The sequence below is a fragment of the Methylobacter sp. genome (assembly GCF_030680395.1).
In the GTDB taxonomy this organism is placed as follows: Bacteria; Pseudomonadota; Gammaproteobacteria; order Methylococcales; family Methylomonadaceae; genus Methylobacter_A.
The window spans coordinates 1-18,567 of record NZ_JAUXVR010000016.1 but is presented as its reverse complement, the minus strand read 5'-3'; the positions used below and the strand labels follow the sequence as shown (position 1 = coordinate 18,567).

Genomic DNA, 18,567 nt, shown 5'->3' with positions numbered 1-18,567 from the left:
CTTCTTCGTGGCCTACTCCCTGTTTTCCTGACAAGGTAGAGCAGGGCATCATGGATTCAGTAAGCGCCCAACTCTTTATGTGTGATACCGGCAGACTCGCCATGCATTCCTTATGGTTAGGGCTTCCCCCCATTGATTTTGTCTTTTACATGAAATGACAAAATCAATGCGTCATCGCCCAATTTAGGCTAACTAAAATTGGGCGATGATAATGCCTCAACGCTTTAAAATTGCGCTTCCAGCAATTGTACCGCCCGCGCTATGCCGTCGTGAGTTTGCATAACCAGGCTGGCCTGCCGGGCGTTGTTTCTTATGGACTGCGAATCCAATACGGCCCGTATCCCCTTAGCCAAAGCCACGGCATTTACTTTCTTTGCCGGTAAAGGCTTTCCTGCCAAACCCAGCGCTTGCAGTTGTCGGGCCCAGAATAACTGCTCGTCCATAAACGGCACCACCACGGACGGGCAGCCTGACAGGGTTGCGGCATGGGTAGTGCCGGCGCCGCCGTGATGAACAATCGCCGCGCACTGTCGGAACAGCGGTTGATGCGGATGTCTGCCAATGAAATAGACCTGATCGATTTGGCTGTCGGCAGGATAACGCGCTGAACTGGTCTGGATAATGGCCCGGCAATTCGCCAAAGCCGCCGCTTCCAAAAACAGCTCCATACTCCAGTCGGGCATCGCCTGTTGCAAACTGCCGAAAGTCATATATACCGGTGCGGCGCCATTATCCAGAAACCCGGCAAGCTTGGCCGGAAGCGTCCAATGCCGCGCGTCTTCGGTTAAATTCAGAAAACCGCAGACTTGATGATGCGGCTGCCAATGCTCAAATGAACGGCAAAACCACGGATCGACCGCTACCAGATTAAGTTGTTGCGAGGTGAGCAGTTCGGTCAGCACATTAACAGGCGGCGTTTGACCGGCTTCCAGCCATAAACGACTCAACGGTTTTTTCAATGCCCAATTGAATGCCGTGTCCAACAGCCTCCAGCTCAATTTATTAATACGATAACCCAAGTCAGGAAAGCTCAAAGGCGGGACCGCAGGATTGGGTATTGCGGCATGGCACAACGTCACGCTGAAAAAAGGCTTCTGCTGCTGTAGCGCCGCCAATTTTAGAGGATAAAGAAAATGATGGCCGATCACGATGTCATTATCGGCGACTAATTGCCGGGCCGCCTGATACACGGTTTGCTCGTGGGGAAAGAATGCTTCATCAAGCAACGCCCGCAGCCATTGCAGAGGATGCATCCGAAACGAACGTTGGGCAAAGTCCTGCATATCGAAATCAATATGCTCCGGAACTTGCCGATAGCCTATTTTCAACTGTTTGCAGATTTCGTGATAACTGTGGTTGTCGATACTGCTTACCACCAGCGTCACAGAGTGACCCGCTTTTTGCAGGCCATCGGCCAATGCCAGCATCGGACGAATGTCGCCATTGGAACCCCAGGTTTGTATGCCTATTTTCATGAGGTGAGTGCGCTAGTGTGTATCAAGCAGCATCGGATTTTTGTCATTTTCAGCGCTCATTTTCATCAAATAAATTATTTTAACAAGACACTTTTATAGCCATTTAATCGGTCATGGTCAATTTTTAACATCGCCTGACAACATTGAGCAAGGCCATGATGGATTCGGTTGGAAAATAAGTATGAGGCAAGGCATCGGGAAGCTGTATTTGTTATTTGCGCTGTGGACTATTTCAACAATCAGTCTTGGTCCGGGGAGTCGTAAGAGTTCAACAGTTAATAGCTGATGCCGACATAGGTAGTGATACGGATGTTATTGATTTTATTAAGATGTTATAAATTATTCAATGCAGATATATCGGCATTGAATCATCCGAAACAGGAAATGTTTCATTCATGCTCGCTAGCGTGGCGGGGCGAGGAGGCGCTACTGAGTTGTTCATGGCTTAATCCACAGATTGAGATGTGCCACGCTAACTGAAGAGCAATCCCGCCGGGTTCTTATCGATAGACGTGGAACTTATGCATAGATTAAAAATAACAAAATCATGGTTGACGGCATAGACGACGTGTATGCCTATCGTAACGGCCGTTTCGATGGGGTTCTTCCTGCGGACGGTTTTATGGAATGAAGAAATAATAGGAGCGGAGTAACTTAAATATCCAGCCGTGTGCTTAACCGGAATGCGGCTGAGAACCTTTTTAAGGTGGATCGCTGTCCGGTCAGCTTTGCGTTAGACAACTATTGAACCGGTTGTTGAAGACTATTCCCGTATCGCAATATGACCATCAACTTTTAACTTGGGAAAAGCGGGTAGTCCATTAAAAATCCAAAAGTAGGCGACCTTGATTCCATCATTCAAGAATTGATTTGAAAACTCAAGAGGAGAAACCAACATGAAAATCGATAAAGTACTGGTAGGTGAAGCCTTGGTAGGTGAAGGAAAAGAATTGGCCCATATTGATCTGCTCATGGGGCCGCGCGGCAGTGCCGCAGAAATTGCATTTTGTATTACGCTGACTAACCAAAAGCGAGGCGATAATTCTTTATTGGCACTGGTCGCCCCTAATTTGATGGCTAAGCCTAATACCGTCATGTTCAATAAAGTCGAAATCAAGAATGAAAAACAGGTAAACCAAATGTTCGGACCGGCGGAACGCGGTGTGGCCAAGGCGGTAGCCGATAGCGTTAAAGACGGTGTAATACCCATGGAAGAAGCTAATGATATTTTTATCTGCGTAGGTGTTTTTATTCACTGGGATGCCAAGGACAACGATAAAATCCAGGACTGGAATTATGAAGCCACCAAGCTGGCGATTAAGCGTGCTGTTGCAGGAGAACCCACTGTCGGCGAAGTGATTGCCCAGGAAGAGGTGAAGCATCATCCGCTCGCGGCGCACGATTAAAAAGAAAGGTAAAGGCTGCCGGCCATGGACTCCAAATAACCAAAGGGTTTACGTGAAAACGAAAACCCTTTTTTATTGTCTGGCGTTTGGATAGAGTGGTTATTTAGTCGTATATAAGTCAGCGTTGCGGTGTAGTAACATATCAAGAAAAATCCTGGATTCATTGATGCAGATTATAAGGGGCTGATCCTGAGGTATCCCCACGAATTTCCCAAGCTCGTCGTTCCGGCAGGGATGCCGGAATCCAGTGCCATGGATGGTAACTTTGGTGACTTTCCATGGGCTTAATAAAAGCGAGTGGTATTTTAAAGTTTCACATCCTTGTGACTGGATACTGGCATCCCTGCCGGCATGACGACTTTTCGGCTATGTTGTATATATTGAATGCGAAAAATATCAAAAACCTGTTGTTTTATAAACTTATTTTATGTGGATACCTCAGGATATGATCTTATTGCAGCCTCGCTAATTGACCAGCATCGATCAAAAACAGACGAACAGTTTAAACGCCATTTCATCCCATACTTAACCAATGCAACCACTGATTAATCTTTTTGATATTAAAGACCTCATGCCTCATGGCTATTGTTTGTCGTGGAGCCCCCTATTACTTTGGCTACACGTTATTTCAGATCTGCTGATCACTCTTGCCTATTATTCCATTCCTCCTGTTCTCGTTTATTTTATCAGGCAGCGTAAAGATTTACCCTATCCGTGGCTGCTTGTCATGTTTGCCGGCTTTATTGTCGCTTGCGGTACCACGCATTTACTGTCGGCTATTACTGTCTGGATACCTTTATATTGGCTGGACGGCCTGGTTAAAGCGGTTACCGCGATAGTTTCTCTTGCCACCACGGTGCTGATGATATGGATTGTTCCTCGTGCCTTGTCTGTACCCACCGTCGCACAGTTGCAAGCTGAGATACAACAAAGAAAGATAGCGGAACATGCGTTGCGGGAAAGTGAAAGTAAACTCGCCACTATTCTCGATAGTGTCGATGCTTTTATTTATATCAAGGATTGCAACTATCAATACCAGTACGCCAATCAGCCGGTGCAGCAATTGTTTGGCAAGGCGCTGGAAGATATTATCGGTAAATCAGACGATGCCTTTTTTGACGAAGCCACGGCGGCAAAATTGCGTGAAGATGATCGCCGTGTTATTGAGTTGGGTGAGCGTACAGCCACCGAGAATGTTTATGCCGGTAAGAGTGGCGCCATCACACATGCCTATTTTACCATTAATCAACCACTACGCCGTGAAGACGGCAGTATTTACGGCTTGTGCGGTGTTTCTACCGATATCAGTGAGCGGAAATACCGGGAACAGCAAGACAAAAAACATCTGGACGAACTCGCCCATGTCACCCGCCTTGGGTTGATGGGGGAGATGGCGTCAGGTATCGCTCATGAAGTCAACCAACCTCTGGCTGCGATTTCCAGCTATACGCAGGTCAGTTTAAACCTTATCAACGCTGAGGATCCTGACTTGGTAAAACTCACCGAGATTCTATACAAAACGCAGCAACAGGCTTTACGTGCGGGAGGGATCATTCATCGGATGAGGGAGTTTGTTAAATCCCATTCAAAACATCGTTCAAGCGCCGATATTAATACTTTGATTCATGAGGCAGTCGGCTTGTGTATTGCCGAATTTAAACAAAACGACATAAAGTTGATATTTGAACTGGAAAGCGATTTGCCGCCTGTCTATGTCGATCATATACAAATTGAGCAGGTCATCATAAACCTGGTCAGGAACAGCGTTGAAGCCTTGCAAAATGTATCCGCAAAACAGCAGCGCCAGATAATCATCAATAGTCAATTGATGCCCGATAACAGCATACAGGTTAGGGTGAAGGACAGCGGACCGGGACTTGATGAAGACCAGAAGCAAAAAATATTGACGCCTTTTTATACCACCAAGGCAGATGGCATGGGCATGGGGTTATCTATCAGCCGCTCGCTTATCGACGCTCATGAAGGGACCTTTCATTTCAATAGCCAAGCTGGAAAAGGCACCACTTTTTATTTCACGCTGCCCATACGGAAAAACTTGAGAAGTTAGGTAGGCCGAATAAAAAAAATCACGAAGATCATGAGGAATGACTCATAAAACTTCGTGATCTTCGCAGTAAAAAAACGTTAGCTATTGTGTAACAGCCGTTATTTTTCTACTTTAACCGCCAGGAATACGGGGTTGCCCTGACGCTGTATTAAAACAGCGACTGACTTACCGGCCGGGAGCTTTTTGACTATTTTCTCAAAATCAGCTGCATTGCGGATGACGTTGTCCTGAATACGTAAAATCACATCGCCACGCTGAATTCCGGCATCCTTGGCGGTACCTTTGCCAACATCCTGTACTAACACGCCGTTTTTAGCAACCTGCAAGGTTTCTCTTTGCAGATCGGTCAAATCAATGACATTAATACCCAGACGATTATGGGGAAGTTTTGGTGCTGCCTTAGCGTCCGCCAACTTATCGACTTCGTCCGGCAAAAGCCCTACTTTAAAGTCGATGGTTTTGGTTTCGCCTTGCCTGATGATTTTTAATGTGGCCTTGTTATTGATAGGCGTTATGCCCACCATGGGCGGTAAATCACCAGAAGCTTCAATGGATTGGCCATTAAATTCGGTAATAATATCGCCAATCTGCAATCCGGCTTTTTCGGCAGGGCTGTCGGGCAGCACTTTGGAAACCAACGCTCCTTGCGGTTTTTTCATGCCGAATGATTCGGCCAGTTCCCGCGTGACATCCTGTATCTGGACGCCCAGCCAGCCATGCGCGGCTTTGCCGGTAGCTTTGATTTGATCGACGACATTCATCACTACATCCATAGGGATAGCAAATGAAAGCCCCATAAAACCGCCGGTACGGCTGTAAATCTGGGAGTTTATGCCAACGACTTTGCCTTCCATATTAAACAGCGGTCCGCCTGAATTGCCGGGATTTATGGCTACGTCCGTCTGTATAAACGGTACGTAATTTCCGCCTGGTAAGCTGCGTCCTTTGGCGCTGACTATACCGGCTGTCACGGATTGCTCGAATCCGAAAGGGGAGCCTATCGCCAGAACCCACTCGCCGACCTGGAGCTTGTTCGGCTCACCGATAGTAACTGCGGGCAAGTCTTTGGCATCGACTTTTAATAATGCAACATCGGTGCGCGCATCATAACCGATCGCTTTGGCTAACAGCTCCCGGCGGTCGGATAATTTGACCACGATTTCATCGGCGTCTTTTACTACATGGCTATTGGTTAAGATGTAGCCATCCGAGGAAATAATAAAGCCCGAGCCTAAGGACGTGGTGTCCCTTGGAACATATCCGCCGCCTTGTTCATTTAAAAAGCGCTTAAAAAACTCTTCCATTTCCGGAGGCATTCCTTCCGGTAGCTGCAGTTCTTCGGGGGCGTTTTCAGCCTCAGGAGGCGCTTTTTGAGTGGTGCTGATGTTGACTACGGCAACGCCATTGGATTTTACCATCTCGGTAAAATCCGGTAATTGTGCCGATACGTTTTGATTAAATAAAACGATCAGGAAAAAACACCACTTAACTTTATCGAACATAAAAACCTCCATTTAATATCATTAATGAAATAACTTATGTTAAAAATAACAACCAATATAATTGATATAGCGTTCCAGAAAAGTTACGTCCTGTTTTTAAGGCTATAACACTCGCTAGTCTTGATAGTAACAGAGACAAAATATATCTGGATAGCGATATAAAAAAAATTGCTATCATACTAAAAAGCTATATTATCCATTAACAACAACCAAGCGTGTTAATACTTAACCGTCCTGCTCACTATCTGTACCTAAATGCCTTATTCCCAAAATTACGATGTCCTTATTATTGGCAGCGGCGGCGCGGGCTTAAGCTTGGCGCTTAAACTGGCGAATCATTCAATGCGTATCGCTGTTCTGTCAAAATTCGCTTTGACGGCAGGTAGCACCTATTATGCGCAAGGCGGAATATCCGCTGTTTTCGGCGCCGATGATTCTATCGAGTCGCACATTGACGATACGCTGGATGCCGGTGCCGGACTTTGTAATCCCGAGATTGTGAGACTGACCGTGACGCACGGTAAAAGTTCAATAGACTGGCTGATGAAGCAGGGCGTGGTTTTTACCGAGGAGCAGACCGCATCAGGGGGATCAAAGCTGCATTTAAACCAGGAAGGCGGGCATTCTCATCGACGCATTGTGCATACCGCCGACGCTACGGGTAAGGCGGTGTCTCTATCGTTGATTGAACGCGCTCGGGAACACGCCAATATCGAGCTGTTCGAACACCATAATGTGGTGGAGTTAATTACCGGTTCCAAGGAAGATGACAAACGGATTTTGGGCGCTTATGTTTTAGACTCAATAAAGCAGCAGGTCAGGACGATAGCGGCTCGCGTCGTGGTTCTGGCAACCGGCGGCGCAAGTAAGGCTTACCTTTACAGCACTAATCCGCAAAGTGCAACCGGCGATGGCATCGCCTTGGCCTGGCGTGCCGGCTGTCGCGTCAGCAATATGGAGTTTATGCAATTTCATCCGACTTGCCTCTATCATCCGCACGCACATTCTTTCCTGATCAGCGAAGCGGTAAGAGGCGAGGGCGGCAAATTGATTTTGCCGGACGGCTCACCTTTTATGCATCATTTTGATTCGAGAGAGGAATTGGCGCCTCGGGATATTGTGGCCCGAGCTATCGATCATGAAATGAAAAAACGCGGCATAGACTGTGTTTACCTGGATATTAGTCATAAATCGGAGCAGTTCATCCGCGAACATTTTCCGACGATTTACCAGCAGTGTCTTGAGTTTGATATAGACATCACCAAGCAGCCTATTCCTGTTGTTCCGGCCGCGCATTATACCTGCGGCGGGGTGTTAACCGATAGCTATGCGCGTGCTGACATTCCCAACCTCTATGCCATAGGCGAGGTTGCCTGTACCGGTTTGCACGGCGCCAATCGCATGGCCAGTAACTCGTTATTGGAGTGTCTGGTTTTTGCAGAACGGGCCAGCGAGGATATTTTACAGAAACTTCCCGGTATTTTACCCCTGCCGGAAATCCCGGATTGGGATGAATCACAAGTCAGCGATTCCGATGAAGAAGTGGTCGTTTCTCATAACTGGGATGAATTGCGCCGCTTTATGTGGGACTATGTCGGCATCGTCAGAACCGATAAACGCTTAAGTCGGGCAATGAGTCGTGTGGAATTGCTTAAAAAGGAGATCGCCGAATATTACAGTAACTTCCGTGTTACCAGCGATTTGCTGGAATTGCGCAATCTGGTCATCGCTGCCGAACTAATTATCCGTTGCGCACAGCAACGCAAGGAAAGCCGTGGCTTGCATTACACGCTCGACTATCCCGAAACCGATAACAGCAAACCTGCGCAAAATACTGTTTTGACGCCATGGCCGACTGACCGCCGTTGATGCGCTAAAGGTTCAACAGCGGTTTGATGGCGATTGCCGCTTGCTCGCAATCTATGGCTGATTTCTCAACCCGTCGGCGCAAAAAAAGCCCGCTGCTTAAACCATCGATATCACGAGAAACATATTCGTTAAGATCAGCGCAGACCTTTTGCATATGTTGCTCAGCCTGCTGTAAGGCTTCAGGTTTTTCTGCTTCATCATTTTCCAGCAACATCATCACCTCGCTGGTCATTTGATTTTGCAATCGAAAAATATCCTCCACGTGATGCTCAAATTCTTCACGTGACTGGCCGTTAGCGCCATACCCACCAAAAAGCGGAACAGCACAGCCGGATATTAACGCAGCAATAGCAAGAGTCGCTAAGCTTCGAAGAACAATCAGACTCTTTATATTCATCATTTTATTTTTTAAATCACGTTTACAAGGCTCATTAATCGACGCCCAATATACTATAAACTCGTCTAATTTGAGTATCAAAAGAGCAATATTTGCTCAATATTTTTTCATTTTACAGCAATAAAACGCCCTTATTATCCCTCTTGTTTTTTTGTATTACTCTTCCATTCTGGGTGTATACTTCGTTACCCCTTAATCCATAAAAATACAACAAATAAGGTGTCAAACTGATGACTGAAAAGACAGCAAGCAAATACCTGCTTAATCTTGAAAAACAATTCGCCACCGACAATCCGGTATTACTGAAAGCATCAAGAACCTTTCAGGAGCTCGATCAAATTGAATTTGATTTGGGGCTCATCGAAATGGATGAAACGACTGCCAGTAAAAACTCATGGTGGCCTATCGTCAGTTTGATTGGCGGTAACTCAACGGCCAAATCCAGATTTATTAATAATTATCTGGGCTCGGACAATTTGTTTTCGGGTATTCAAACATCCAGTCATAAGTTTACCGTCTTGCTGCATAACAATCAGTCCAATCCGGCAACCTTGCCCGGCACCGCGCTGGATGTAGACCACCGTTTTCCGTTTTATCAAATCAGCCGTAAAATCGAGCAGCAGCAAGAAGGCGAAGGGGATCGCATTAATTCTTACCTGGAATTAAAAACGCTTAATAGTGATCGCCTGAAAAGCAAGCTTTTCATTGATACGCCCAATATCAGTGCGGCACCATCCAGCCCGGTTGCCTCACTGTTAGTAAAACACACCATTGAAAACTCCGACCTGGTTTTAATTTTTACCGATATCTTTGATTCAACATCGCCGCTGGTTGACGAAGTAGTGGAAAGCATCACCCTCCATCAGGATTCCAATAAATTTGTTTATCTGATAGATAGACCTGCAACCATGCTGAGTTCGACTACAAACAGCGAGATCATCTCTTCATGGCAAAGAAAACTTGGCGGATTGGGACTAAATACCGGTCAGTTTATTGTTCTGTCCAGTCAGGAAGGCAGCGTTAGTCCTCAATCCTCGGCTGACTTTGCCTTGATAGATCAGCGCATAGCCAATGTCGGCTATGACCGAACTTATCGCGTGTTGAATTCACTGGAAAAAAACGTTCGTGAAATTAATAACGTGGTGATACCGGAGGTAAAAAAGGCAATCGTACAATGGAAAGATCGGTCAGCCTTTTCCAGCCTGATTGTCCTTGGGTTTATTGCTACCCTTGCCATTTTTGCTGAAATACAAACCGGTATTCTGGAGTTATTGATAGACCCTATTATCGGGCCCGTTATCGTCCTTACATTGATAGTAATCATGATCCCTCTGCATATTATTTTCAGCAGGATCCAGGCGAAATTAATAATCAGTCAGCTTAACGCCCGACAAAAGGAGCTCAATTTAATGGAAAATTTAGCCGGTATTTTCGAAAGAAATCTGATTTTCAGCCGCATGATGCTGCCGATTTCCGAACCCGTCGGCTGGAATAAAAAGACAAAGCTCCGTCTGGCTCAGATATCCAACAAAGCCAAAGAACTGGTGCAACTATTGAATGATAATTTCAGTACCTATGATGGACAATCCTCAACCGGCTATTCGGATTCGCCGGATTTTAAATAGTATTCACATGCCCACAGTAATTGGCCGCTGCGGTTTAAATAGCTTGTAAAAATAAAACCCTGGGTAACTATGGATGTTTTAAAACAATATTTGCCACTATGTTGGTTACAAAATAACCCGCTTGAGCTACCGAGATCAGTCGATTTTTTTAAACAAAATCTGCTGTTCTATTTTGTTGTCGAATATTTCATGCAAGCCAACATGACCGACGACCCGATAGAATCGTTTACCGAAGTTGGTATACAGACATTATTAACGCTTATGTTTATAGGCGTTATGCTGTTCCTTAACCGGACCTTATACGCCTATGTACAAGTGGCGACAGCGGTTATATTTTGCGCCAATATAGTCGCGTTGTTAATCGTACCGGTATTGGTCTGGCTGACCGTCAGCGAAGACCCTTTAAGTTATTATTTTTTGGCTCTGCTTTTATTTTGGGTTTATGTGGTGGTAGCTCACATAATCAAGCAAGTTCTGTCTATCAATCTTTTCGCCGGCCTGGTCTTGTCTTTGTTCTATTTTACAACAACTTATTTTGGCGCTTTTGCGCTGGGACAGCTGCTTTAACCTGATTTGTCATGTCGACTCAAAAACAGTCTTGTAAGATACATACATTAACGTTGAAACCAGCATATACAAAACAGGTGCTAACAAAGGAATTATTCCCGCACCAATAAATGTGGCCGCAAATATAAAAGCCAACAGCTTATACATTGCCGCCTGGTTTTTGACGGATGCCTCATTGCCTTGTTGTCTTGCCTGACTCCAGGAATAGTCTTTAAACAGCATTAACGGATAACTGAACCAGTTTGCAAAAGTGGTCAGCATTAGCAAGATAAAAAGCAGCGTGGTTATTGCCGGTAAATAGAGCCAACCGGCTATTTGGTGCCGGGACTTATTATCCAGATGCTCTGTAGTCAATTCCCAGTAAAAAAAGAAGCGGCCTATTTTATAGAGCTCACCCGAATAAATATTGGCAGTCGCTCTGAATACAAACCAGCAAATTACCAGACTGCCGGCCGCTAATACGGCTAAAGGCAGGCTTTTAGCTATCGCCCGGTAAAAACTCAATGAAGTTACTGCCGAGGATTTCAAGTCGATATATTTTGCAACGCCTACTCCGACAAATAACCCTGTTACAGCAAGAAAAATACCCAGCGCCATGGAAACCCGTTCGATCCCCAAAAGCAGGCCAATAAATAAGGTGTAGCCTGTCCAAAGCAACGGCGCACGGCTGATCAGCATTAATGCCTGCCCAAGCCAGTTACCGAACGTCACGGGTCTCACAAGGCAATCGATGAAATCCCGACCGCTTTACGCAATTCCTTCATAAACGGCACGCTGACTGCACGCGCTTTTTGAGCGCCTTCCTGCAATTGCTCTTCGATATGTTCCGGTGCCTGTATCAATGCCTCATACCGTTCTCTTGCCGGAATGAGGTGATCATTAATGTGCTCAAACAGCACCTGTTTCATTTCACCCCAGGCGATGCCGCTTGCGTAGCGTTGCCGTATTTCAGCGACTTCCTCCGGGTTTGCAAAAGCCTGATAAATGCTGAATAAAGTGCAACCTTCGGGATCTTTCGGCTCACCGGGTTCCAATGAGTTGGTTTTAATCTTGTTAATGAGTTTTCTTAGCTTTTTTTCAGGCTCGAATAATGGGATGGTGTTGTTATAACTTTTACTCATCTTGCGCCCGTCCAGACCCGCTAATGTTGATGCGTGCTCTTCAATAACCGCCTCCGGCAGCACAAAATGTTCGCCGTAAATGTGATTAAAACGCCCGGCAAGATCCCTGGCCATTTCAATATGCTGAATCTGGTCCTTGCCGACCGGAACTTTATTGGCATTAAACATCAGCATATCGGCCGCCATTAAGATCGGGTAGCTGAACAAGCCCATGGTGATGCCTTTGTCGGCATCGTTCTCGCCGCCCTGTTCATTTTCGGCGACCGCCGCCTTGTAGGCATGCGCCCTGTTCATCAAGCCTTTTGCTGCGACGCAGGTCAACATCCAGGAGAGTTCCAAAATTTCAGGGACATCCGACTGCCGATAGAAAACTGCATTTGACGTATCCAACCCTAAAGCCAGCCATGTTGCGGCAATTTCAAGGCTGGATTGTCTGACTCTTTCCGGCTCCTGACATTTAATCAGCGCATGATAATCGGCCAGAAAATAAAAGGGCGTAACATTCGCATCCTTACTCGCCGCAATGGCCGGTCTGATGGCGCCGACATAATTACCCAAATGCGGAGTGCCCGTAGTTGTAATTCCGGTTAAAACGATTGCTTTAGTCATAAATGATACTCAGAAGTCTGTTTATTTAAGATGTGAAAGTTGGCGTCATATTACATAAATTCAGGTTAATATCCAGTGGAATAGCTCAATTGACGGCACCGTTGCAAATCATGCCCCCGTTATTATGCTTTTTATAGTAAACTTTGTAGATCGACCAGCAGACGCAATAACTGTAAACTTGACCGGAGAAATAGCATGTTGGAATATGATGAAAAGCGCAATTATATTCGAATGGAAATAGACTGTGACGTAACTTACAGACTTGCGGGTTCGGATGAATTACACCACGGACGCTGTTCGTCAATTAGCGGTGCCGGCGTTTCATTCATTGCCGACCGGTTTTTTGACCCCGGCAAGGCAATGGAAATAAACGTTATTCCAAAAAATACAGTCACGCCCTCAATGACCGCTTTTATTGAGGTTATCAGAAGTACCCAGCAAGGCGATGGTAACTACGAGATTGCCGCCACCATAAAAAGCATAAAAGGGGACTGACCTACCTCCATGTAGGCAATGTTTCCGCTCCTGCTCACGCCACTTGCCTACCTCCATGCAGGCAATGCCTCCTTATTTAAATTACCGGAACTGCTTATATTTTTATTATGTATACGATTACCAAAGAGGTGTATTTTTGTTACGGACACCGGCTAATGAATCACCCCGGCAAATGCCGCAATTTACACGGACATAGCGTTAAGGCCTCTATTTCCATAGAGCAGGAACAACTCAACGACCAAGGCATGGTCTGCGACTTTTCCGATATCAGGAATTGCGTTGAGGCATATATCGATCAGCATCTTGACCATAATTTTCTGTTGCATAAAGATGATCCGATCATACCCATGCTCACTGCAAATAAGGAGCGCTTCCTTGCCCTTGACGAACATCCCACCGCAGAAGTCCTGAGTAAGATGATTTACCGTCATCTCAAACAATCCGGCTTTAATGTAGCCCAGGTGGTGTTATGGGAAACCGCCAGCGCCCATGCCTGTTATAGGGAAAATTGACAGGTCATGAGCTTTGTCAATCCGGTCAATAAATCAATCTGTCTTGAGCAAGTCTGCGAATCCAACTATCAAAAGTTGCTAAAATTAATTCCGGACTTAATGGCATTTAAAGAAACCGCCATTGGCCTCGCGCCCCATCACACTACGCTGCATCTCGAGATCATTGAGCGTACGCCTTACACCATGACAGTTGAGCTTAGCCATTGCTTCAATAAAAATGAGGAAGAGCTTTTGGCGCCTGCCGTAAAAATAAGAGTTTATCTGGATGCGCATCTGGCTGAGGTATTAAGCGATCATGCTCGTGCCGGTGTGGCGCAAGTTTTTAAAGATCCCGGATTAAGCCGTGAAATCATGAATTACAAATGGCGATTAAATTATTTTCTGCAAAAATGGCTGGATCACTGTTTAAAAAAGGATTATTTATTCAGCGCTAATACTATACAAACGGAAGTGTTGATTTAACCTGTTGCTGAATAGAACCGGATAGGCGAAAAGCGAAAAAACCGGATTCCACACGGCCGCTTTTTGCCTTTCGCCCACCTCTGTTTTCGAATCACTGTTGATTTCCTTAAAATACATCGTTAATGCGCAGACAATCATCCGCACTAAACCTGTTTAAATTATTGTCGGGATTATTCCGCTTAAGCCGCAAATATCCCGTGCTGTTGCTGATTGTTCTCGGTCTGGGTTTGGGCGGCTATGGCTATGAAGTTAAAATTGCCCGCCCGGCATTACTTTATCAAGGCGCACCACAATCCCTCGATGCCAAAAACATCGACACCTGGTTTCGTATATTACGTAATGATGGCTTTATTCTGGGTTACTCGGATCTGCGGGGTAACCCGTTGTGGGTGGAGTACGCGCTGACCGACCAGGCTGCAAATACGCCGTCCATAAAACGCCCCAGCCGCTTTGAAACCGATTGGCGTAGCATCAATCGCGTCAGTCACGAGAGTTATCAAAAAAGCGGATACGACCGTGGCCACATGGCGCCAAATTATGCGATAAGTCATCTTTACGGCAGGGAAGGTCAGGCGGACAGTTTTTTAATGACCAACATCACTCCGCAAAAACCCAACCTTAACCAAAAGATATGGCAGCGTTTGGAGGAGGCGGAAATAAAGCATTTTGCCAAGCTGTTCGGCAAGGTGTGGGTGATTACCGGGCCGGTTTTTAACGGCACGGTCGAGCGCTTAACGTCGGATTTGACGGTGGAAATACCGGATGCGTTTTACAAAATATATATAGCAGATGCCACGCCAAACAAACCACCTCTTGCCCTGGCCTTTTTAATCCCGCAAACGGTTAACGGCAAAGAACCGCTGGCGCAGTTCGTGACCAATATTGACAGCATAGAAGCACAAACCGGTATTGATTTTTTTGTGGAATTGGACGATCGCATTGAGGCACATGTGGAAGCGGCCATTGAACCTCTACCCTGGGATTTACAAGCCGTCAGCAATCTGCCCCCACGTCATTAACGGCGGTCAGTATGCAGATCGCCGCCAACACCGTCATCAAAATGGTGCGCTCTCGGAAACTGCTCCATACAGTCGTTCATACCGTGTCTCAACCAATCCTTAATTTTCGGGCTGGAATCCAATAAACAAACATTTATTGATCTGGCTCAATTTTTTTATTCCGCAATTTGTTTAAATAGCTGCACGTTGATGCAAATCAACTGTTGTCCTTACGACAGTAATCGCTGAGCATGCCTCTAAAGTCAGTATATAAAAACTAAAAGACTTTCTCCTCTTAGTCGTAGTTTTCGTTTTACCGTAGATAGCGCAACTTGAAGCCTGCCTGAGTTGTGTGGTGTACGGAGGTTTAATTAAATCCTTGCAGGTTTGGGCTGTTTAATAATTAAGTTGCATAAAAGTTAAACAGCTCTTTTTTATCGGTTATTTTTAATTGTTTGGATTTAACTTCTATCAGTTTCCGTGCTTGAAAGAGATGAATGATGCGGCTAACCGTTTCATGTGCGATTCCCAGATAATTTCCTATTTCTTCCCGTGACATGCTCAGGCGGAATTCCAGTTCGGAGTAGCCTCGTATACTCAGACGATCTGAAATATGCAGAATGAAGTAAGCCACGCGCTCTTCAGCAGATCGGCGACTCAGCATCATCTTTTGTACTTGAGCATCAAATTGATCGCAGGATCTTTGTAGCAACACCTGACTCAAGCCGGGAGTATTGATAGCCAATATCTCTATTTTATAGGCCGGCAAATGGCAATAATTCACGGTCTCTAACGCTATGGCCGTACAGTTATGAATTTGCGACGACAAGCCGTCAAATCCAAGCAATTCTCCAGGAAGAATAAAATCAACGACCAGCTCATTTCCATTTGGGTCAAAGCTCAGTAATTTGACACTGCCGGAACGCAAGGCAATTATTCCTCTGAATGGGCTGCCGGCATGATAGATAGCCTCACCCTTTTGACGTATATTGTTTCGATTGACCAATAACGCGAGCTCACCCACTTCCGACCGAGGCAGGCCTTTAGGAATACATAAATTATCCAAGTTACAGTTTGCGCAAGTGACTGCTGTTTTGGTGGTCAATAAAGTTGACGTTGTTGAATTGATCATTATTTTGAAAATGAGAAAGAGAGCTGAGCTAAAAAATAAATAGATTTATCAAAACTTAATTTGGCTATAAGGAATCCGCGTACACTTCCTGATGACCAACTTATCAGAAGAACCATTGTCTCACTTAAAAGCGTATGAACTAAGTGGTATGCCTCTGCCGCTAATGAATTTTATGAAACCGTTAGCATCCGGCACGCATTTTAAATTGAGAATAAGTATTCCCTACAGACTATTTTTCTGCATTGCCACTTCAATTTGCTTGCATAACGTTTTCAATATCTTGATACGGGCAAAGTTTTTGTCATTGGCTTCTATCAGCGTCCACGGTGCAATTTCGGTGCTGGTGCGATCTACCATATCGCACACTGCGTGCTCATATTCATCCCATTTATTGCGATTACGCCAATCTTCTTCGGTAATTTTAAAACGTTTAAAACCGATTTTTTCACGCTCATTAAAGCGTTCAAGTTGCTCTTCCTTGCTAATGGCAAGCCAGAATTTGACCACTACGATATTATGGCGCACCAGCTGCGCTTCAAAATCGTTGATCTCGCTGTAAGCACGCATCCAATCTGCTTTTGAACAGAAACCTTCAACACGTTCGACCAAAACGCGACCATACCAGGAACGATCGAAAATCGTCAGTCGTCCGCGTCGAGGAATGTGTCGCCAAAAACGCCACAAATAAGGTTGGGCGCGTTCTTCCTCGGTAGGTGCAGCAACCGGAATAATGTTGTACCAGCGGGCATCCAGCGCACTGGTGATGCGGCGGATCGCACCGCCTTTGCCTGCAGCGTCATTGCCTTCGAACATGGCTATGACGGTGATATTCTTAAACCTGTCTTCGCGGGTCAGTAAAGCGAGCTTGCCCTGATATTTTTCCAGTTCAGCCTTAAATTTTTTCCGGTCGATCTTTTGATTGAGATCCAGTGCTTTCAGAATATCGAGTTGGTCAATCGATGGCAACGGCGGCGGCGCATGAACCGCCGTTGTTTTGATGTCGGCATCATCCAGACGCTTGCGTATGGCTTCCAGAATGATTTTGCCCACGGTCAAGCTGCGGTAATTTGGATCGTAACCCTCGACGATAGTCCACGGCGCCTCAGCGGTGCTGGTGTGCCGTATCACGCTTTCATGGACAGCGCGGAATTTGTCGTATAGTTTGAAATGCGACCAATCACGATTGGTCACGCGCCAGCGGGTTTTCGGATTTGCCTCAAGAAGTTTCAGGCGTTTTTCCTGTTTATTTTTAGATAAGTGCATCCAGAATTTGAGGATCAGCGCGCCTTCGTCGGTCAACATCCTTTCCAGGCATTTAGCGCGTTCCATGCTCTGATCAAGTTCAGCCGCTTTGGTGTGACCGGTCACACGATTGAGAATCGGCCAGGTATACCAGGAGCCGAGAAATACGCCTATCTTGCCTTTGGGAGGAAGCTCGCGCCAGAATCGCCACATCATGGGACGATCAAGTTCCTCATCCGATGGCTTCCCCATGCCGTGAGTTTGGATAAAACGCGGATCCATCCATTCGTTGAGCAAGTTAACTGTTTCGCCGCGTCCCGCACCATCCAGGCCGCCAATCAAAATAATAACCGGAAATTTGGACGATTTTGCCAAATCCATTTGTGCTTCCAACAGTGCCTCGCGCAGCTTGGGCACTTCCATATCATAGGTGGCCTTGTCTATTTTGTGTCCAAGCTCTGCCGATTCAAACATAACAGTTTCCCTGAGGATAGTCCCGAAAATAGCAATATTATAAGCTATCGATATTATAAGATTATTGGTAATAAGTACCCGTTCAAAATTAACCTGGTATTTTTCCAGTATTGGCGCGAACAATACTTTAAAAAACAGAAAGTTAATGGCGGATTAAACTCCGAAGTGCAATCCCAGTAATCATGCGGCTTCTTTCTCTTTCTCAGCAAAAAAGACCTCATGAGGTGTTCTAAAATTGAGTGTTTTTCGAGGGCGATGATTGAGCTTATGCATGACAGCCTCAACCGCGTCATCGGTTATGTTCTCAAAGCTACTCCCTTTGGTAAAGTATTGCCGGATCAAACCATTGGTATTTTCGTTTAAGCCACGCTCCCAATCGCCGATGCGGGTCTTTTGCGCAACGATCTCAGGTCGTTCGTCGATACTGATACGGTTCCTGATCTGGCCGCGCTTATCCTTTGATCCGTATCGCGTTTTGCGTTTCTTGTTGCTGTGCCGAAGATGCTGATACAAAGTGCCGCCGCACTGCTTATCTGCCCAGATAGGCTGATAAATGCGCTCATGGCTGATTGTGATTTCCAGCTTCCCCGAGACTTGCTCCGGGCTCCAGTCC

Annotated in this window: 17 protein-coding genes; 9 read left to right on the top strand and 8 right to left on the bottom strand. The window is 45.8% G+C overall.

The window, feature by feature from the left end; all coding sequences use genetic code 11:
- Positions 1-224: 224 nt before the first annotated feature.
- Entirely contained in the window at positions 225-1,475 is a 1,251-nt protein-coding gene (locus Q8L79_RS07350) for a glycosyltransferase (RefSeq protein WP_305269655.1), read from the bottom strand.
- Positions 1,476-2,371: 896 nt separating this feature from the next.
- Between Q8L79_RS07350 and fae the strand changes: the two genes are divergently transcribed.
- Together fae and Q8L79_RS07340 are read left to right on the top strand one after the other, a co-directional pair.
- Positions 2,372-2,881 carry a formaldehyde-activating enzyme gene (gene fae / locus Q8L79_RS07345; protein WP_305269652.1) on the top strand — a complete coding sequence of 170 codons (510 nt, stop codon included), beginning with the start codon at positions 2,372-2,374 and terminating at the stop codon, positions 2,879-2,881.
- Between the two features lie 532 nt (positions 2,882-3,413).
- Positions 3,414-4,949, top strand: a complete 1,536-nt coding sequence (locus Q8L79_RS07340; RefSeq protein ID WP_305269649.1) for a nitrogen regulation protein NR(II) — start codon at positions 3,414-3,416, stop codon at positions 4,947-4,949.
- 98 nt (positions 4,950-5,047) lie between these two features.
- Here the strand turns inward: Q8L79_RS07340 and Q8L79_RS07335 are convergent, their stop codons facing one another.
- Positions 5,048-6,451 (bottom strand): DegQ family serine endoprotease, encoded by a 1,404-nt coding sequence (locus tag Q8L79_RS07335; RefSeq protein WP_305269646.1) that lies wholly within the window; start codon positions 6,449-6,451, stop codon positions 5,048-5,050.
- A 255-nt stretch (positions 6,452-6,706) separates the two neighbouring features.
- Here Q8L79_RS07335 and nadB point away from each other — a divergent pair, with 255 nt between their 5' ends.
- On the top strand, positions 6,707-8,320 hold the full coding sequence (gene nadB / locus Q8L79_RS07330) for an L-aspartate oxidase (protein ID WP_305269643.1): 1,614 nt from the start codon (positions 6,707-6,709) through the stop codon (positions 8,318-8,320).
- A 4-nt stretch (positions 8,321-8,324) separates the two neighbouring features.
- Here nadB and Q8L79_RS07325 read toward each other — a convergent pair whose 3' ends face one another.
- Entirely contained in the window at positions 8,325-8,720 is a 396-nt protein-coding gene (locus Q8L79_RS07325; RefSeq protein WP_305269641.1) for a hypothetical protein, read from the bottom strand.
- A 227-nt stretch (positions 8,721-8,947) separates the two neighbouring features.
- Here Q8L79_RS07325 and Q8L79_RS07320 point away from each other — a divergent pair, with 227 nt between their 5' ends.
- Together Q8L79_RS07320 and Q8L79_RS07315 are read left to right on the top strand one after the other, a co-directional pair.
- Complete coding sequence (locus Q8L79_RS07320) at positions 8,948-10,342, top strand: hypothetical protein (RefSeq protein ID WP_305269639.1); 1,395 nt, start codon at positions 8,948-8,950, stop codon at positions 10,340-10,342.
- Positions 10,343-10,411: 69 nt separating this feature from the next.
- Positions 10,412-10,909, top strand: a complete 498-nt coding sequence (locus Q8L79_RS07315) for a hypothetical protein (protein ID WP_305269637.1) — start codon at positions 10,412-10,414, stop codon at positions 10,907-10,909.
- 9 nt (positions 10,910-10,918) lie between these two features.
- Here Q8L79_RS07315 and Q8L79_RS07310 read toward each other — a convergent pair whose 3' ends face one another.
- The gene (locus tag Q8L79_RS07310; RefSeq protein WP_305269635.1) at positions 10,919-11,620 is read right to left on the bottom strand and encodes a hypothetical protein; all 702 of its coding nucleotides are present in this window, start codon (positions 11,618-11,620) and stop codon (positions 10,919-10,921) included.
- A gap of 5 nt (positions 11,621-11,625) precedes the next feature.
- Positions 11,626-12,639 carry a tryptophan--tRNA ligase gene (locus Q8L79_RS07305; protein ID WP_305269634.1) on the bottom strand — a complete coding sequence of 338 codons (1,014 nt, stop codon included), beginning with the start codon at positions 12,637-12,639 and terminating at the stop codon, positions 11,626-11,628.
- Positions 12,640-12,834: 195 nt separating this feature from the next.
- Here Q8L79_RS07305 and Q8L79_RS07300 point away from each other — a divergent pair, with 195 nt between their 5' ends.
- From Q8L79_RS07300 to Q8L79_RS07285, 4 genes are all read left to right on the top strand, one after another.
- The gene (locus Q8L79_RS07300) at positions 12,835-13,134 is read left to right on the top strand and encodes a PilZ domain-containing protein (RefSeq protein ID WP_305269632.1); all 300 of its coding nucleotides are present in this window, start codon (positions 12,835-12,837) and stop codon (positions 13,132-13,134) included.
- A 107-nt stretch (positions 13,135-13,241) separates the two neighbouring features.
- Complete coding sequence (locus Q8L79_RS07295; protein ID WP_305269629.1) at positions 13,242-13,646, top strand: 6-carboxytetrahydropterin synthase; 405 nt, start codon at positions 13,242-13,244, stop codon at positions 13,644-13,646.
- 6 nt (positions 13,647-13,652) lie between these two features.
- Entirely contained in the window at positions 13,653-14,108 is a 456-nt protein-coding gene (locus tag Q8L79_RS07290) for a DUF1249 domain-containing protein (RefSeq protein WP_305269626.1), read from the top strand.
- A 122-nt stretch (positions 14,109-14,230) separates the two neighbouring features.
- On the top strand, positions 14,231-15,127 hold the full coding sequence (locus Q8L79_RS07285; protein ID WP_305269625.1) for a DNA/RNA non-specific endonuclease: 897 nt from the start codon (positions 14,231-14,233) through the stop codon (positions 15,125-15,127).
- Between the two features lie 382 nt (positions 15,128-15,509).
- Here Q8L79_RS07285 and Q8L79_RS07280 read toward each other — a convergent pair whose 3' ends face one another.
- The 3 genes from Q8L79_RS07280 to Q8L79_RS07270 form a co-directional block, all read right to left on the bottom strand.
- Positions 15,510-16,238: a helix-turn-helix domain-containing protein gene (locus Q8L79_RS07280; protein WP_305269622.1), complete on the bottom strand. Its 729-nt coding sequence runs from the start codon at positions 16,236-16,238 to the stop codon at positions 15,510-15,512.
- A 222-nt stretch (positions 16,239-16,460) separates the two neighbouring features.
- Entirely contained in the window at positions 16,461-17,954 is a 1,494-nt protein-coding gene (gene pap / locus Q8L79_RS07275) for a polyphosphate:AMP phosphotransferase (RefSeq protein ID WP_305269619.1), read from the bottom strand.
- A gap of 180 nt (positions 17,955-18,134) precedes the next feature.
- Positions 18,135-18,567, bottom strand: a 433-nt coding sequence (locus tag Q8L79_RS07270; RefSeq protein WP_370869894.1) for a transposase, incomplete at its 5' end; no start/stop codon positions are given.

Coding starts and splice junctions, on each gene's coding strand:
- pap (WP_305269619.1), bottom strand. CDS start 17,954: ATGTTTGAATCGGCAGAGCTTGGACACAAAATAGACAAGGCCACCTAT.
- Q8L79_RS07315 (WP_305269637.1), top strand. CDS start 10,412: ATGGATGTTTTAAAACAATATTTGCCACTATGTTGGTTACAAAATAAC.
- Q8L79_RS07305 (WP_305269634.1), bottom strand. CDS start 12,639: ATGACTAAAGCAATCGTTTTAACCGGAATTACAACTACGGGCACTCCG.
- Q8L79_RS07280 (WP_305269622.1), bottom strand. CDS start 16,238: ATGATCAATTCAACAACGTCAACTTTATTGACCACCAAAACAGCAGTC.
- Q8L79_RS07320 (WP_305269639.1), top strand. CDS start 8,948: ATGACTGAAAAGACAGCAAGCAAATACCTGCTTAATCTTGAAAAACAA.
- Q8L79_RS07290 (WP_305269626.1), top strand. CDS start 13,653: ATGAGCTTTGTCAATCCGGTCAATAAATCAATCTGTCTTGAGCAAGTC.
- Q8L79_RS07285 (WP_305269625.1), top strand. CDS start 14,231: ATGCGCAGACAATCATCCGCACTAAACCTGTTTAAATTATTGTCGGGA.
- Q8L79_RS07300 (WP_305269632.1), top strand. CDS start 12,835: ATGTTGGAATATGATGAAAAGCGCAATTATATTCGAATGGAAATAGAC.
- nadB (WP_305269643.1), top strand. CDS start 6,707: ATGCCTTATTCCCAAAATTACGATGTCCTTATTATTGGCAGCGGCGGC.
- Q8L79_RS07335 (WP_305269646.1), bottom strand. CDS start 6,451: ATGTTCGATAAAGTTAAGTGGTGTTTTTTCCTGATCGTTTTATTTAAT.
- Q8L79_RS07295 (WP_305269629.1), top strand. CDS start 13,242: ATGTATACGATTACCAAAGAGGTGTATTTTTGTTACGGACACCGGCTA.
- Q8L79_RS07325 (WP_305269641.1), bottom strand. CDS start 8,720: ATGATGAATATAAAGAGTCTGATTGTTCTTCGAAGCTTAGCGACTCTT.
- Q8L79_RS07350 (WP_305269655.1), bottom strand. CDS start 1,475: ATGAAAATAGGCATACAAACCTGGGGTTCCAATGGCGACATTCGTCCG.
- Q8L79_RS07340 (WP_305269649.1), top strand. CDS start 3,414: ATGCAACCACTGATTAATCTTTTTGATATTAAAGACCTCATGCCTCAT.
- fae (WP_305269652.1), top strand. CDS start 2,372: ATGAAAATCGATAAAGTACTGGTAGGTGAAGCCTTGGTAGGTGAAGGA.